This is a genomic window from Aureimonas altamirensis (genome assembly GCF_001463885.1).
Classification (GTDB): domain Bacteria; phylum Pseudomonadota; class Alphaproteobacteria; order Rhizobiales; family Rhizobiaceae; genus Aureimonas; species Aureimonas altamirensis.
This window is the reverse complement of record NZ_BBWQ01000004.1, coordinates 1-16,454: the sequence shown is the minus strand read 5'-3', so window position 1 is coordinate 16,454 and position 16,454 is coordinate 1. Positions and strand designations below refer to the sequence as shown.

General features: G+C 62.8%; 12 protein-coding genes and 1 tRNA gene. All 13 read right to left on the bottom strand.

The window, feature by feature from the left end:
- Positions 1 to 70: 70 nt before the first annotated feature.
- Positions 71 to 2,161, bottom strand: coding sequence for an elongation factor G (fusA, locus tag AUL31_RS02790; protein ID WP_060601009.1), 2,091 nt, complete (start codon positions 2,159 to 2,161; stop codon positions 71 to 73).
- A 30-nt stretch (positions 2,162 to 2,191) separates the two neighbouring features.
- The gene (gene rpsG, locus AUL31_RS02785) at positions 2,192 to 2,662 is read right to left on the bottom strand and encodes a 30S ribosomal protein S7 (protein WP_039192523.1); all 471 of its coding nucleotides are present in this window, start codon (positions 2,660 to 2,662) and stop codon (positions 2,192 to 2,194) included.
- Positions 2,663 to 2,697: 35 nt separating this feature from the next.
- Complete coding sequence (gene rpsL, locus AUL31_RS02780; protein ID WP_039192521.1) at positions 2,698 to 3,069, bottom strand: 30S ribosomal protein S12; 372 nt, start codon at positions 3,067 to 3,069, stop codon at positions 2,698 to 2,700.
- Between the two features lie 446 nt (positions 3,070 to 3,515).
- The gene (rpoC, locus tag AUL31_RS02775; RefSeq protein ID WP_060601006.1) at positions 3,516 to 7,700 is read right to left on the bottom strand and encodes a DNA-directed RNA polymerase subunit beta'; all 4,185 of its coding nucleotides are present in this window, start codon (positions 7,698 to 7,700) and stop codon (positions 3,516 to 3,518) included.
- 136 nt (positions 7,701 to 7,836) lie between these two features.
- Positions 7,837 to 11,985: a DNA-directed RNA polymerase subunit beta gene (gene rpoB, locus AUL31_RS02770; RefSeq protein ID WP_060601003.1), complete on the bottom strand. Its 4,149-nt coding sequence runs from the start codon at positions 11,983 to 11,985 to the stop codon at positions 7,837 to 7,839.
- A 289-nt stretch (positions 11,986 to 12,274) separates the two neighbouring features.
- The gene (gene rplL, locus AUL31_RS02765) at positions 12,275 to 12,652 is read right to left on the bottom strand and encodes a 50S ribosomal protein L7/L12 (protein ID WP_060601000.1); all 378 of its coding nucleotides are present in this window, start codon (positions 12,650 to 12,652) and stop codon (positions 12,275 to 12,277) included.
- A 50-nt stretch (positions 12,653 to 12,702) separates the two neighbouring features.
- Positions 12,703 to 13,221 carry a 50S ribosomal protein L10 gene (gene rplJ, locus AUL31_RS02760; RefSeq protein WP_060600998.1) on the bottom strand — a complete coding sequence of 173 codons (519 nt, stop codon included), beginning with the start codon at positions 13,219 to 13,221 and terminating at the stop codon, positions 12,703 to 12,705.
- 372 nt (positions 13,222 to 13,593) lie between these two features.
- Positions 13,594 to 14,295 carry a 50S ribosomal protein L1 gene (gene rplA, locus AUL31_RS02755; protein WP_060600996.1) on the bottom strand — a complete coding sequence of 234 codons (702 nt, stop codon included), beginning with the start codon at positions 14,293 to 14,295 and terminating at the stop codon, positions 13,594 to 13,596.
- A 4-nt stretch (positions 14,296 to 14,299) separates the two neighbouring features.
- Positions 14,300 to 14,728: a 50S ribosomal protein L11 gene (rplK, locus tag AUL31_RS02750; RefSeq protein WP_039192511.1), complete on the bottom strand. Its 429-nt coding sequence runs from the start codon at positions 14,726 to 14,728 to the stop codon at positions 14,300 to 14,302.
- Between the two features lie 147 nt (positions 14,729 to 14,875).
- On the bottom strand, positions 14,876 to 15,406 hold the full coding sequence (gene nusG, locus AUL31_RS02745; RefSeq protein WP_039192509.1) for a transcription termination/antitermination protein NusG: 531 nt from the start codon (positions 15,404 to 15,406) through the stop codon (positions 14,876 to 14,878).
- Positions 15,407 to 15,427: 21 nt separating this feature from the next.
- On the bottom strand, positions 15,428 to 15,628 hold the full coding sequence (secE, locus tag AUL31_RS02740) for a preprotein translocase subunit SecE (RefSeq protein WP_060600993.1): 201 nt from the start codon (positions 15,626 to 15,628) through the stop codon (positions 15,428 to 15,430).
- 184 nt (positions 15,629 to 15,812) lie between these two features.
- A tRNA-Trp gene (locus tag AUL31_RS02735) sits at positions 15,813 to 15,888 on the bottom strand.
- Positions 15,889 to 16,075: 187 nt separating this feature from the next.
- On the bottom strand, positions 16,076 to 16,454 hold a 379-nt coding region (locus tag AUL31_RS02730), incomplete at its 5' end, for an EF-Tu C-terminal domain-related protein (RefSeq protein WP_457912009.1).

Genomic DNA, 16,454 nt, shown 5'->3' with positions numbered 1-16,454 from the left:
GCCCATCTGGCTCTCCAATCAAATTTCGTCAGGCCCGCAGGCCTTGAAGGAATGCCTGTCCCGGACCGGGTCAGGCGTATTTCTTCTGGATCTCTTCAGCGACCTGGTTCGGCACCTGCTCGTAGTGATCGAACTGCATCGAGTACTGCGCACGCCCCTGCGACATGGAGCGCAGCGTGTTCACGTAGCCGAACATGTTCGCCAGCGGGACCATGGCGTTGACCGCCGTCACGATGCCCCGGTTCTCCGTGCCCTGGATCTGGCCACGGCGGGAGTTCAAGTCACCGATCACGTCACCGACGTAATCCTCAGGCGTCACGACCTCGACCTTCATGATCGGCTCGAGCAGCTTGGGGCCCGCCTTCTGGATGGCTTCGCGGAACGCAGCCCGCGATGCGATTTCGAAGGCCAGGACCGAGGAGTCGACGTCGTGGTATGCACCGTCGATCAGCTCGGCCTTGATGTCGACCATCGGGAAGCCGGCCAGAGGACCGGAGGTCATCACGGACTCGACGCCCTTGTTGACGCCCGGAATGTACTCCTTGGGCACCGCGCCGCCGACGATCTTCGACTCGAAGCTGAAGCCTTCGCCGAGTTCGGCCGGCTCGAAGACCATCTTGACGCGGGCGAACTGGCCCGTACCACCGGTCTGCTTCTTGTGCGTGTAGTCGACCTCGGCCTTGCGGCTGATGGTCTCGCGGTAGGCAACCTGCGGAGCGCCGATATTGGCCTCGACCTTGAACTCGCGCTTCATGCGATCGACGAGAATGTCCAGATGAAGCTCGCCCATGCCGGCGATGATCGTCTGGCCGGACTCTTCGTCCGTCTTGACGCGGAAGGACGGATCCTCGGCAGCCAGGCGGTTGAGCGCGAGGCCCATCTTTTCCTGGTCGCCCTTGGTCTTCGGCTCGATCGCGATCTCGATGACCGGCTCGGGGAACTCCATCCGCTCCAGGATGACCGGCTTCAGCGGGTCGCAGAGCGTATCGCCCGTGGTGACTTCCTTGAGGCCTGCCAGGGCGACGATGTCGCCGGCGAAAGCCTCTTCGATGTCCTCACGCGAGTTGGAGTGCATCTGCAGCATGCGGCCGATGCGCTCTTTCTTCTCCTTGACCGTGTTCTGCAGCGACACGCCCTTGGCGAGCTTGCCGGAGTAGATGCGGCAGAAGGTGAGCGAGCCGACGAACGGATCGTTCATGATCTTGAAGGCGAGCATCGACAGCGGCTCGTCGTCGGAAGACGCACGGGTGGTCTCCGTCTCGGTCTTCGGATCGATGCCCTTGATCGCCGGAACTTCGACCGGAGACGGCAGGAAATCGACGACGGCGTCGAGAAGCGGCTGAACGCCCTTGTTTTTGAAGGCCGAACCGCAGAGGACCGGCGTGAACCAGACATCGCACGTGCCCTTGCGGATTAGGCGACGCAGCTCTTCGATCGACGGCATCGTGCCTTCGAGATAGGCTTCCATCGCGGCTTCGTCGACTTCGACGGCAGCCTCGATCATCAGCTCGCGATACTCGGCGGCCTGGTCGGCCAGCTCGGCCGGGATCTCAACGACATCCCACTGGGCGCCGAGGGTTTCGTCGCGCCAGATCAGGGCCTTCATCTCGATCAGGTCGATGACGCCCTTGAAGTCGTTCTCGGCACCGATCGGAAGCTGGACGACGACCGCACGCGCACCGAGGCGCGACTTGATCATCTCGACGCAGCGGAAGAAGTCCGCGCCCGTCTTGTCCATCTTGTTGACGAAGATCATGCGCGGGACATGATACTTGTCGGCCTGGCGCCAGACGGTTTCCGTCTGCGGCTCGACACCGGCATTGGCGTCGAGAAGAGCGATCGCACCGTCGAGAACGCGCAAGGAACGCTCGACTTCGATGGTGAAGTCGACGTGGCCCGGCGTATCGATGATGTTGAAGCGACGCTTCTTGCCGTCACGGCCTTCCCAGAAGGTGGTCGTGGCAGCGGACGTGATCGTGATGCCGCGCTCCTGCTCCTGCTCCATCCAGTCCATCGTCGCGGCGCCGTCATGGACTTCGCCGATCTTGTGGGACTTGCCGGTGTAGAACAGGATCCGCTCGGTGGTCGTGGTCTTGCCGGCATCGATGTGGGCCATGATGCCGAAGTTGCGGTAGTCCTCGATCTTATATTCGCGGGCCATAAGCGTCGCCTTTCGATATCAGCTTCGGGATTACCAGCGGTAGTGCGAGAAGGCGCGGTTCGCTTCCGCCATGCGGTGCGTGTCTTCGCGCTTCTTGACTGCGGTACCCCGGTTGTTGGCGGCATCGAGAAGCTCGCCCGACAGGCGATCGACCATCGTCGTCTCGTTGCGATTGCGCGCAGCCGTGATCAGCCAGCGGATCGCCAGTGCCTGACGGCGCTCGGGGCGAACATCGACCGGAACCTGATACGTCGCACCACCGACGCGGCGCGAACGAACTTCGACGTGCGGCGCGACGTTTTCGAGCGCCTGATGGAAGATCACCAGCGATTCCTGGCGGCTCTTCTCGTGGATGGAGTCGAAGGCACCGTAAACGATACGCTCGGCCACCGACTTCTTGCCATCATACATGATGGCGTTCATGAACTTCGTGACAACAAGGTCACCGAACTTCGGATCCGGATTGATCTCGCGCTTTTCAGCAGAATGGCGACGGGACATCTATTGGTCTCTCGTTCTCGATCTGACGTGCAGGCTTACTTCGGACGCTTCGCGCCGTACTTGGAACGGCGCTGCTTGCGATCCTTGACGCCCTGCGTATCCAGCACGCCGCGAATGATGTGGTAGCGCACACCGGGAAGATCCTTCACGCGGCCGCCGCGGATCATCACCACGGAGTGCTCCTGAAGGTTATGCCCCTCGCCCGGAATGTAGCCGATGACTTCGAAGCCATTGACCAGGCGCACCTTGGCGACCTTACGAAGAGCCGAGTTCGGCTTCTTCGGCGTCGTCGTGTAGACGCGCGTGCAAACGCCCCGCTTCTGCGGGTTGGCCTGGAGTGCCGGAACCGTGTTGCGCTCGGTAGGACGAACGCGCGGCTTGCGGATCAGCTGGTTAATGGTCGGCATCCCAACCTTCCCTCTTCTTTCTCGTCTCGGTTCAAAACGCGACGCCAATCGCCGGATGAGCCAGACAGCTCATACACGAAGCCGGGCAAACCATCCGCATACTGCGGACTGCCCGGCACAAAGCAGAGGACCGGAAACCCGATCATGCGACCAGCGATGGTGCGTCTCGTTGAACTGAGCCTTGTTTGAAACGAATGTCCCGGACGCGGCGTCCTGGAACGAAACTGGCTTCACATCGGCTCTGTTGCGCGGTGTTTAACGATTCCACCCGTCATCGTCAAGCCCCCGCAATACAAGCAGAACTTATCTTTGCGGCCCCGCACCCCTGACGGGTGCCCGGCCATGACGGCCGTCGGGCGGGACCGGCAAACCGGCCCCGCCCGACATTGCTTCACTCAGCGAAGATCACCTTCCGCCTGCCACACGCCATCGGGCGCCTGGCCCGATCAGGACATGTCGGACAGAAGGTTGTCGGGCTGGCCGGCAGCCGACGTCTTGCGCTTGTCATCGATGATCAGGTCGTCCCGCGAGGTCGCGATACGCCGGATCTGCGTCATCATTCCGCCGGTGCCGGCGGGAATCAGGCGGCCAACGATCACGTTCTCCTTGAGGCCCTGCAGCGTGTCGGTCTTGCCGGCAACCGCCGCCTCGGTGAGGACACGGGTCGTCTCCTGGAAGGACGCCGCCGAGATGAAGGACGGTGTCTGCAGCGAAGCCTTGGTGATGCCGAGCAGCACCGGCACGCCGGAGGCGGGCTTCTTGCCCTCCTCTTCCAGCTTCTCGTTCAGCTCGGCCAGCTCGATCCGGTCGACATTGTCGCCCGGGATATAGCCGGAGTCGCCCGAGTCGACGATCTCGACCTTCTGCAGCATCTGCCGGACGATGACCTCGATGTGCTTGTCGTTGATCAGCACGCCCTGCAGGCGATACACTTCCTGGATCTCGTTGACGAGATAGGAAGCCAGCGCCTCGACGCCCCGGATCGCCAGGATGTCGTGCGGGGCCGGGTTGCCGTCGAGGATGTAGTCGCCCTTCTCGATGATGTCGCCTTCCTGGAGATGGAACGGCTTACCCTTCGGGATGAGATACTCCACCGGCTCGACGCCGTCCTCGTGCGGCTCGATGACGATGCGACGCTTGTTCTTGTAGTCGCGGCCGAAGCGAACCGTGCCGTCGATCTCGGCGATCACGGCATTGTCCTTCGGACGACGAGCCTCGAACAACTCGGCGACGCGCGGCAGACCACCGGTGATGTCCTTCGTCTTCGCGCTTTCCATCGGAATACGCGACAGGACGTCACCCGCCTTGATCTTGGTGCCCGGCTCCACCGACAGGATCGCATCGACGGACAGGAGATAGCGTGCGTCGGAGCCGCGCTGCAGCTTCAACACCTCGCCATCGGGGCCCTTGATGACGATCGCCGGCTTCAGGTCCGAACCGCGCGGGTTGGCGCGCCAATCGATGACCTGACGCTTGGTGATGCCGGTCGACTCGTCGGCCTGCTCGGAGACCGACAGGCCCTCGACCAGATCCTCGAACTCGACAGTGCCTTCCAGCTCGGTCAGAACCGGGCGGGTATACGGGTCCCACTCTGCGATACGCTGACCACGACGCACCTTGTCGCCATCGTCGACGAAGATACGCGAACCGTAGGTCACCCGGTGGCTGGCCCGCTCCTTGCCGCCCTGATCGAGAATCAGGATCGCCATGTTGCGGCCCATGGCCACGAGACGCCCTTCGGAGTCACGCACCACGTTGCGGTTGCGGATCTTGACCGTGCCCTCGTACGAGGCTTCCAGGAAGGACTGGTCGACGACCTGCGCGGTACCGCCCATGTGGAAGGTTCGCATGGTGAGCTGCGTACCCGGCTCGCCGATCGACTGCGCCGCGATGACGCCGACGGCCTCGCCCATGTTGACGGGCGTGCCGCGTGCCAGATCGCGTCCGTAGCAGACCGCGCAGATGCCCGTGCGGACTTCGCAGGTCAGCGCGGAGCGGATCTTGATCGACTGCACGCCGGCCTTCTCGATCACCTCGACATCGCGCTCGTCGATGTTGTGTCCACCTGCCACGAGCACATCGCCCGTGACGGGATGGAGGACATCTTCCAGCGCGGTGCGGCCCAGGACACGCTGCCCCAGCGTCGCGACCACCTGGCCGGCATCGACGATGGGTTGCATGGTCAGGCCGTTCAGCGTGCCGCAGTCGGACTGCGTGATGATGCAGTCCTGCGCCACGTCGACGAGACGACGCGTCAGGTAACCCGAGTTGGCCGTCTTCAACGCCGTATCCGCGAGGCCCTTGCGGGCGCCGTGGGTGGAGTTGAAGTACTCGAGAACGGTCAGGCCTTCCTTGAAGTTCGAGATGATCGGCGTCTCGATGATCTCGCCCGAGGGCTTGGTCATCAGACCGCGCATCGCGGCAAGCTGGCGCATCTGCGTCGGCGAGCCGCGCGCACCGGAGTGCGACATCATGTAGATCGAGTTCATCGGACGCTGGCGACCGCCATCGTCGAACTCGACCGCCTTGATGCGGGCCATCATCTCGTCGGCGATCTTGTCCGTGCACTTAGCCCAGGCATCGACCACCTTGTTGTACTTCTCGCCCTGGGTGATCAGGCCGTCATTGTACTGCTGCTCGTATTCCTTCGCGAGCGCCTGCGTCTCGGCGATCAGCTTTTCCTTCGTGTCGGGGATGAGCATGTCATCCTTGCCGAAGGAAATGCCGGCCATGCACGCATGCTTGAAGCCGAGCTGCATGATGCGGTCGCAGAAGATCACCGTCTCCTTCTGACCGCAGTGACGGTACACCTGGTCGATGAGGCGCGAGATATTCTTCTTCGTCATCAGCTCGTTGGCGATGTCGAAGGGAATGTTCACGTTCTTCGGCAGGAGCTGACCGATCAGCAGGCGGCCCGGCGTCGTCTCGTAGACCTTGGAGACGAGATTGCCGTCCTTGTCCACGGACTTGAAGCGACCCCGGATCTTGGTGTGCAGCGTGATCGACTTGGCGTGCAGCGCATGCTCCATCTCGCCGATGTCGGAGAACGCCATGCCCTGCCCGGGCTCGTTCTCGTTCATGATCGAGAGGTAGTAGAGGCCAAGAACCATGTCCTGCGACGGCACGATGATCGGCTGACCATTGGCCGGGTGCAGGATGTTGTTGGTCGACATCATAAGGACGCGTGCTTCCAGCTGCGCCTCGATGGACAGCGGAACGTGGACGGCCATCTGGTCGCCGTCGAAGTCGGCGTTGAAGGCCGTGCAGACCAGCGGATGAAGCTGGATCGCCTTGCCCTCGATGAGGATCGGTTCGAAGGCCTGGATGCCGAGACGGTGCAGCGTCGGCGCGCGGTTCAGGAGAACCGGGTGCTCGCGGATGACCTCGTCCAGGATATCCCAGACTTCCGGACGCTCTTTCTCGACCAGCTTCTTCGCCTGCTTGACGGTCGAGGAATAGCCCTTGGCGTCAAGGCGCGCGTAGATGAACGGTTTGAACAGCTCGAGCGCCATCTTCTTCGGCAGGCCGCATTGATGAAGCTTCAGTTCCGGGCCGGTCACGATGACCGAACGGCCGGAATAGTCGACGCGCTTGCCGAGCAGGTTCTGCCGGAAGCGGCCCTGCTTGCCCTTGAGCATGTCGGACAGCGACTTCAGCGGACGCTTGTTGGCGCCCGTGATGACGCGGCCGCGGCGGCCGTTGTCGAACAGGGCGTCGACGGCCTCCTGCAGCATACGCTTTTCGTTGCGGATGATGATGCCCGGCGCACGCAGCTCGATCAGCCGCTTGAGGCGGTTGTTACGGTTGATGACGCGACGGTACAGGTCGTTGAGGTCGGACGTCGCGAAACGTCCGCCATCCAGCGGCACCAGCGGGCGCAGGTCCGGCGGGATCACCGGAACGACGCTCATGATCATCCATTCGGGCCGGTTGCCCGACTCCAGGAAGTTTTCGACGATCTTGAGACGCTTCATCAGCTTCTTCGTCTTCAGATCGGATGTCGTCTCGGCCAGCTCGGCGCGCAGGTCGCCGGCGATCTTCTCCAGGTCCATGGAGGACAGGAGTTCCTGGATCGCCTCGGCACCGATGAGCGCGGTGAAGGAATCCTCACCATACTCCTCGGTGGCGATCATGTACTCCTCTTCCGTCAGGAGCTGATGCTCCTTCAGGGCGGTGAGACCTGGCTCGGTGACGATGTAGTTCTCGAAGTACAGGACGCGCTCGATATCCTTGAGCGTCATGTCGAGCAGCGTGCCGATGCGGCTGGGCAACGACTTCAGGAACCAGATGTGAGCGACCGGCGCGGCCAGCTCGATGTGCCCCATGCGCTCGCGGCGCACGCGCGACAAGGTAACCTCGACGCCGCACTTCTCGCAGATTATGCCCTTGTACTTCATGCGCTTGTACTTGCCGCACAAGCACTCGTAATCCTTGATCGGACCGAAGATACGAGCGCAGAACAGGCCATCGCGCTCGGGCTTGAAGGTCCGGTAGTTGATCGTCTCGGGCTTCTTGATCTCGCCGAACGACCAGGAAAGGATCTTCTCCGGGCTCGCCAGCGAGATCCGGATCGAATCGAAAGACTGGGCCTGCACCTGAGGATTGAAGAGATTCATGACCTCTTGATTCATGGTGCTTTCTCCTTCTGGGGCCTCGATGCCCCGCTCCGCCGCGCAAACGACGCACAACGATAATCCCGGTGGTCAGGCCACCGCCGCGACGTGCGGCGATGGCCCGGCGCGCCCATCCTTGGGCGCGCCCTGCCGATTACTCGGCTGCGTCGGGCAACTGATCGTCCCGGTTTGCCGCCTGCGGCTGCTCGGAGATGTTCGACAGGTCGACATCGAGGCCAAGCGAGCGCATTTCCTTGACGAGAACGTTGAAGCTCTCGGGGATGCCGGACTCGAAGGCATCGTCGCCGCGCACGATCGACTCGTACACCTTGGTACGACCGGCCACGTCGTCGGACTTGACGGTGAGCATCTCCTGCAGCGTGTAGGCCGCGCCATACGCCTCGAGTGCCCACACCTCCATCTCGCCGAAGCGCTGACCGCCGAACTGGGCCTTGCCGCCCAGCGGCTGCTGCGTGACCAGCGAGTAGGGTCCGATGGACCGCGCGTGGATCTTGTCGTCCACCAGATGGTGCAGCTTCAGCATGTAGATGTAGCCGACGGTGACCTGACGATCGAACGGCTCGCCGGTACGCCCGTCATAGAGCGTGACCTGACCCGAACCGTTCAAACCGGCCTTCTCCAGCATCTCGACGATGTCGTGCTCGTTCGCGCCGTCGAAGACCGGCGTCGCGATGGAGACGCCGCGCTTCATCTGGCGTGCCAGCGTGATGACGGACTCGTCATCGAAGCCGGCCACCTTCTCGTTGCGATCGCTGTCGCCGAGCAGGCCGGAAATCTCCGTCCGCAGCGGCTTCACGTCGTGGCTCTCCTGGTACTGCTCCAGCAGCTCGCCGATGCGGCGACCCATGCCGGCGCAGGCCCAGCCGAGATGCGTCTCGAGGATCTGCCCGACATTCATGCGCGAAGGCACGCCGAGCGGATTGAGAACGATATCGACATGCGTGCCGTCTTCGTTGAAGGGCATATCCTCCACCGGAACGATCCGCGAGACCACGCCCTTGTTGCCGTGACGGCCGGCCATCTTGTCGCCCGGCTGGATCTTGCGCTTGACCGCGACGAAGACCTTGACCTGCTTCATGACGCCCGGGGGCAACTCGTCGCCCCGCTGCACCTTCTCGACCTTGTCCATGAAGCGCCCTTCGAGCGTCTTCTTGGATTCGTCGTAGACGTTGCGCAGGTCTTCCAGCTCGCCCTGCAGCTTCTCGTCTTCCACGGCGAACATCCACCACTGCGAGCGGGGATACTCCTGGATGACGGACGCCGACAAGGTCGCGCCCTTCTTGAAGCCCTTGGGGCCGGCAACCGCCGACTTGCCATCGAGCATCTCGATCAGGCGGCCATAAACGTTGCGGTCCAGGATGGCCTGCTCATCGTCGCGGTCCTTGGCCAGGCGCTCGATTTCCTCGCGCTCGATGGCCATGGCGCGCTCGTCCTTCTCGACGCCGTGCCGGTTGAAGACGCGAACCTCGACGACCGTGCCATACGTGCCGGGAGGCATGCGGCTGGACGTGTCGCGGACATCCGACGCCTTTTCGCCGAAGATGGCGCGCAGAAGCTTTTCTTCCGGCGTCATCGGGCTTTCGCCCTTGGGCGTGATCTTGCCGACGAGGATGTCGCCCGGCTGGACCTCGGCGCCGATATAGACGATGCCGGCTTCGTCGAGGTTCTTCAGCGCTTCTTCCGAGACGTTCGGAATATCGCGCGTAATTTCCTCGGGTCCAAGCTTGGTATCGCGCGCCATGACCTCGAACTCCTCGATGTGGATCGAGGTGAAGACGTCGTCGGCGACGATGCGCTCGGACAGGAGGATCGAATCCTCGTAGTTGTAGCCGTTCCAGGGCATGAACGCGACGAGCACGTTGCGGCCGAGGGCCAGATCGCCAAGATCGGTGGACGGGCCATCCGCGATGATGTCGCCCTTCCGGACCCGGTCACCCATCTTCACCAGCGGGCGCTGGTTGATGCAGGTGGACTGGTTGGAGCGCTGGAACTTCATCAGACGGTAGATATCGACGCCGGACTTGCCGGCCTCGAGATCTTCCGTCGCGCGAATGACGATACGCGTGGCGTCGACCTGATCGACCACGCCGGTGCGCCGGGCCGCGATGGCGGCGCCGGAATCCCGCGCGACGACCGACTCCATGCCGGTGCCGACGAAAGGCGCCTCGGCGCGCACCAGCGGCACGGCCTGACGCTGCATGTTCGAGCCCATGAGCGCGCGGTTGGCGTCGTCGTTCTCGAGGAACGGGATGAGCGCCGCAGCCACCGAAACGATCTGCTTCGGCGACACGTCCATGAGGTCGATGTTCTCACGCGGGGTGATCACGTTGTCGCCGGCATGCCGGCAGACCACGAGATCGTCGACGAAGGTGTTCCCGTCGGTCAGCACGGCATTGGCCTGCGCGACGTGGTGCTTAGCCTCTTCCATGGCGGAGAGGTAGACCACGTCGTTGGTGACCTTGCCCTCGATCACGCGGCGGTACGGGCTTTCGATGAAGCCATACTTGTTGACGCGCGCGAAGGTGGCCAGCGAGTTGATCAGACCGATGTTCGGGCCTTCCGGCGTCTCGATCGGGCAGATGCGGCCGTAATGCGTCGGGTGCACGTCGCGCACCTCGAAGCCGGCGCGCTCGCGCGTCAGACCGCCGGGTCCGAGCGCCGAGATGCGACGCTTGTGCGTGATCTCGGAGAGCGGGTTGGTCTGGTCCATGAACTGCGACAGCTGCGACGATCCGAAGAACTCGCGCACGGCCGCTGCCGCCGGCTTGGCGTTGATCAGGTCCTGCGGCATGACCGTGTCGATCTCGACAGAGGACATGCGCTCCTTGATGGCGCGTTCCATGCGCAGCAGGCCAACGCGATACTGGTTTTCCATCAGCTCGCCGACCGAACGGACGCGACGGTTGCCCAGATTGTCGATGTCGTCGATCTCACCCTTGCCGTCACGCAGGTCGACCAGCGTCCGCACCACGGCGACGATGTCTTCCTTGCGCAGCACGCGCACGGTGTCCTCGGCGTCGACGTCCAGACGCATGTTCATCTTGACGCGGCCAACGGCCGACAGATCGTAGCGCTCGGAGTCGAAGAACAGCGACTGGAACATCGCCTCGGCGGTTTCCATCGTGGGCGGCTCGCCCGGACGCATGACGCGATAGATGTCGAACAGCGCGTCCTGACGGGTCTCGTTCTTGTCGGCAGCGAGCGTGCTGCGGATGTAGGCGCCCACGGTGACGTGATCGATGTCCAGAACGGAAATGTCCTCGTGACCGGCATCGACCAGGACCTTGAGGGTCTTCTCGTCGATCTCGTCGCCGGCTTCGAGATACACTTCGCCCGTCTGCTCGTTGACGATGTCTTCCGCAAGGTAGTTGCCGAACAGGTCCTCGTCGGAGGCGCGCAGCGCCTTGACGCCCTTGTCCTTCAACTGGCGGGCCTGACGCGCCGTGACCTTCTTGCCGGCCTCGACCAGGATCTCACCCGAATCGGCGTCGACAAGGTCCGTCAGCGGCTTCTGGCCGCGGATCCGCTCCATCGAGAACGGAATGCGCCAGCCCTTGTCGTCCTTCTCGAACTGGATGATGTTGTAGAAGGTGGAGAGGATCTCCTCCCCATCCATGCCGAGCGCCATCAGGAGGCTCGTTACCGGGATCTTGCGGCGACGATCGATACGCGCATGGACGATGTCCTTGGCGTCGAACTCGATGTCGAGCCACGAACCGCGATACGGAATGACGCGCGCGGCAAACAGCAGCTTGCCCGAGGAGTGGCTCTTGCCCTTGTCGTGGTCGAAGAAGACGCCCGGCGAGCGGTGCATCTGCGAGACGATAACGCGCTCCGTGCCATTGACGATGAAGGTGCCGTTGGACGTCATCAGGGGCATGTCGCCCATGTAGACGTCCTGCTCCTTGATGTCCTTGATGGACTTGGAACCGGTATCCTCGTCGACATCGAACACGATGAGGCGCAGCGTCACCTTGAGCGGCGCCGCGAAGGTCAGGTCGCGCTGCCGGCACTCGTCGACATCGAATTTCGGCTGCTCGAACTCGTACTTGACGAATTCCAGCATCGAATTGCCCGAAAAATCGGAAATCGGGAAGACAGACTTGAATACGGACTGAAGCCCCTCGTCCGGACGACCGCCATCGGGCTCGTCCACCATGAGGAACTGATCGTAGGATGCCTTCTGCACCTCGATCAGATTGGGCATTTCGGCAACCTCGGGGATATGCCCGAAGAACTTGCGTACGCGCCTGCGACCGCTAAACGTCGTCGTCTGAGACATCGTCGCTCCTTGCTCTCGACAGTGCCCTCGCCGAAGGGCTCAAACTCCGGAGCCATCCCGGCCGGGACAGCCCCACCGCCCTCTCGAAGGCGGCTTAGACCTATGCGGACCATCGGCCCATCCGCGTCTTCCCGAGTGCCCGCCGGCGGATACCGGACCATCGGAAAGAAGCGGTTGCCGCATGCCGCACGCCCATCCTGGGGAAGGCCTGCGGTGGCAGCACGGAAGGCGGGACGGCAAAATGCCGTCCCGCCCACCAATTTCACGCCGGCTTGCGCCAGAAGCGCAATTACTTGACGTCGACCTTGGCGCCAGCCTTCTCGAGCTGGTCCTTGATCTTCGCTGCTTCGTCCTTGGACACAGCTTCCTTGACCGGCTTCGGAGCGCCGTCGACCAGGTCCTTGGCTTCCTTGAGGCCGAGACCCGTGATCGCACGGACTTCCTTGATCACGTTGATCTTCTGAGCGCCGGCATCGACGAGGATCACGTCGAACTCGGTCTTCTCTTCCTCGACGGCGGCAGCAGCACCGGCGCCACCGGCAGCCGCGACGGCAACCGGAGCAGCGGCGGAAACGCCCCACTTCTCTTCAAGCAACTTTGACAGCTCAGCCGCCTCGAGGACGGTCAGGCTGGACAGGTCTTCAACGATCTTGGCGAGATCAGCCATTGTAGTATTCCCTTAGGTTCGAATATTCAGAATGCAGCGAGGAACAAGCCTCAGGCCGCTTCGTCCTTCTTGGCATATGCCCCGAACACGCGTGCAAGCTGTGCCGCAGGCGCTGCGACCACACCCGCGATGCGGGTAGCCGGCGTCTGAACCATGGCGATAAGCTTGGCGCGCAGCTCGTCGAGCGACGGGAGCGAGGCGAGAGCCTTTACCCCATCGGCGTCGAGGGCGGTGGTGCCCATGGCCCCGCCGAGGATGACAAGCTTGTCATTGCCCTTGGCGAAGTCGTTGGCCACCTTCGGCGCCGCGACCGGATCGGTCGAATAGGCGATCAGAGTCTGTCCTTCGAACAGCTTGCTGATCTTCTCGGCGTCGGTGCCTTGAAGAGCGATTTTGGCGAGACGGTTCTTCGCGACTTTGACGGTGCCACCCTGTTCGCGCATCTTGGAACGAAGATCGTTCATCTGCGCGACGGTGAGACCGGCGTAGCGAGCCACCACGATCGACCCCGAGTCCTTGAAGGTCTCGTGAAGATCGGTGACGAACTCGCGCTTTTCCGCTCTGTCCACTGCCACTCTCCAGTTGGAGCCTTCCCTTGCGGGACGCTCCGGTTGCCTTCGCCGCCCGGATCATCCGGACGACAGCGAGGATCCTGTCCCCTTGGCGTCACTGGAGCCGCAAAGGGCCCCGCATCGTCAGCTCAAGGCATTCAGAGGTTCGAACCAAACACCGGGTTACCCCGGGAAATCCGGAACTCTCACCGTCTCATGCAGGCTTGTGGATTAAGAAAACCGGACGAACCGGCTCTCGCCTGCAATCTCGGACAGGAAACGAAGACCGTTTCCGGCCTTCGCATACCCGGGCCCGAAGGCCCGGGGATTCGATCAGGGAAGGATGCACATATAGGCGTGCAACCCTGCCCTGTTAACCCCCTTGTCGGGTCAGGCCTGCGCCTGCACCGTCGAAGGGTCTATCTTGAGGCCGGGGCCCATGGTCGACGACAGCGCGACGCGCTGCACGTAGGTACCCTTGGCGCCCGACGGCTTGGCCTTCTGCACCGCGTCGGCGAAGGCACGAATGTTCTCGACCAGCGCATCGGCGCCGAAAGAGGCCTTGCCAACGCCGGCATGCACGATGCCGGCCTTTTCGACGCGGAACTCGACAGCACCGCCCTTGGAAGCCTTGACGGCCGCCGCGACGTCCGGCGTCACCGTGCCGACGCGCGGGTTCGGCATCAGGCCGCGCGGGCCGAGCACCTTACCGAGACGGCCGACGAGACCCATCATGTCGGGAGTCGCGATGGCGCGGTCGAAATCGATCTCGCCGCCCTGCACCTTCTCGACCAGGTCTTCGGCGCCGACGATATCGGCACCGGCAGCCTTGGCTTCTTCGGCCTTGTCGCCGCGTGCGAAGACCGCGACGCGAACGGTACGGCCCGTGCCGTTGGGCAGGTTGACCACGCCGCGGACCATCTGGTCCGCATGGCGCGGATCGACGCCGAGGTTCATGGCGACCTCGATCGTCTCGTCGAACTTGGCGGTGGCGCGCTCCTTGAGCATCTTCACCGCGTCGGCGATGTCATAGAGCTTGTCGCGGTCCAGGCCGTCGCGGGCCTTCGAAATACGCTTGCCGATCTTAGCCATCGTCTCAGCCCACCACTTCCAGGCCCATGGAGCGGGCAGAGCCCTCGACCATCGCCATTGCCGCATCAACGTCGTTCGCGTTGAGGTCTTTCATCTTCTTCTCGGCGATCTCGCGGACCTGGTCGCGCGTGACCTTGCCGGCGCCCGCCTTGCCCGGCTCCTTGGAGCCCGACTTGATGTTGGCCGCCTTCTTGAGGAAGAACGTGACCGGAGGCGTCTTCATCACGAAGGTGAAGGACTTGTCCTGGTAGTAGGTGATGACCACCGGTACCGGGGAGCCCTTCTCCATCTCCTGGGTCTGCGCGTTGAACGCCTTGCAGAACTCCATGATGTTGATGCCGCGCTGACCGAGAGCCGGGCCGATGGGCGGCGACGGCGTGGCGGATCCGGCGGCAACCTGCAGCTTGAGCTGCCCTGCAACTTTCTTAGCCATTACTTTCTGCCTTTGTCTTCATGCCGGCTTGCCGGCGATGGAGCCGCCATGAGTGCGGCCCGCTTGCAGTGGCGCGGTGCGGCGAGACCCGGCCGGCAAAAGCCGGAACGCCTTCCGCGCCGGACGCCGCCCGAAGGCGGCGGACGATCAGACCTTTTCGACCTGACCGAATTCGAGATCGACCGGCGTTGCACGACCGAAGATGGACACTTCCACCTTGAGACGGGCACGCTCCTGATCGACTTCCTGGACGATGCCGTTGAACGAGGCGAACGGCCCGTCCGACACGCGAACCTGCTCGCCGATGTCGAAGGTGATGCTGGCCTTCGGCCGCTCCACACCCTCCTGCACCTGGCTGAGAATATGCGTGGCCTCTGCCTCCGAGATCGGCACCGGCCGATTGTCGGGCCCGAGGAAACCCGTGACCTTCGGCGTATTCTTGATCAGCGAGAAGACCTGATCGGTCAGCTCGGCCTTGACCAGAACATAGCCCGGGAAGAACTTGCGCTCGGCGTCGACCTTGCGGCCGCGGCGCACCTCGACGACCTTTTCGGTCGGCACGAGAATCTTCTCGAACTTGTCGGAGAGCCCCTTCTGCCGGGCCTGCTCCTCGATCGATTCAGCGACCTTCTTCTCGAAATTCGAGTAGGCGTGAACGATGTACCAACGGGCTGCCATTCCTAGATTGCCTTCCTGCACTCAGCGGCCAGCGCTCATGATGAAACCGACTGCAAACCCGAGGGCCTGATCGGCTATAAAGAAGAACGCAGCAGCGAACACGACCATGATGAGCACCATGATCGTGGAGATCAACGTTTCCCGACGGGTGGGCCATGTCACTTTCGAGACTTCGGTCCGCACCTGCTGAAGGAACGTGAAGGGATTTGACTTCGAGGCCATATACCGCCCATGGCATTAGGCGCGTAAAAGCTGACGACCCAGCCCCACGCACCTCGTGTCCGTTGATCTGCGTATTAGCGTCCTGCGCAACGATTCACAAGAGGGACCTGGAAATTTCTTGTCGACGCCAGATGCGACCTGGCTGACTGAAACCGGCCGGACGGAACTGACGTGGACAGACGAATGGCAGGGGCAACAGGGCTCGAACCTGTGACCTGCGGTTTTGGAGACCGCCGCTCTACCAACTGAGCTATACCCCTACGGACAGCGCGCATGGCGCATCCGACTGCTGGCCCCAAGGCCTGCTTTCACGCTCGGCAATAATGCCATGGGCGGCATTTTGCAAGCCGATTCGCCGGCCCTCGGCGCAGGAAATATCCTGGCTGCGTCCAAACGAAAACGGCGGCCCGAAGGCCGCCGCCGATACTCAGGCCACGCGGCCGCCGATTACTCGACGATAGCGGACACGATGCCGGCGCCGACGGTGCGGCCACCTTCACGGATAGCGAAGCGCAGCTTCTCTTCCATCGCGATCGGAACGATCAGCGCGACGTCCATCGTCACGTTGTCGCCCGGCATGACCATCTCCGTGCCTTCCGGAAGCGTGACGATGCCCGTCACGTCCGTGGTACGGAAATAGAACTGCGGACGGTAGTTCGTGAAGAACGGCGTATGACGGCCGCCCTCTTCCTTCGTCAGGATGTACGCCTCGGCCTTGAACTTCGTGTGCGGCTTCACCGAACCCGGCTTGCACAGCACCTGGCCGCGCTCGACGCCCTCACGGTCGACACCGCGGATCAGCGCGCCGATGTTGTCGCCGGCCTGA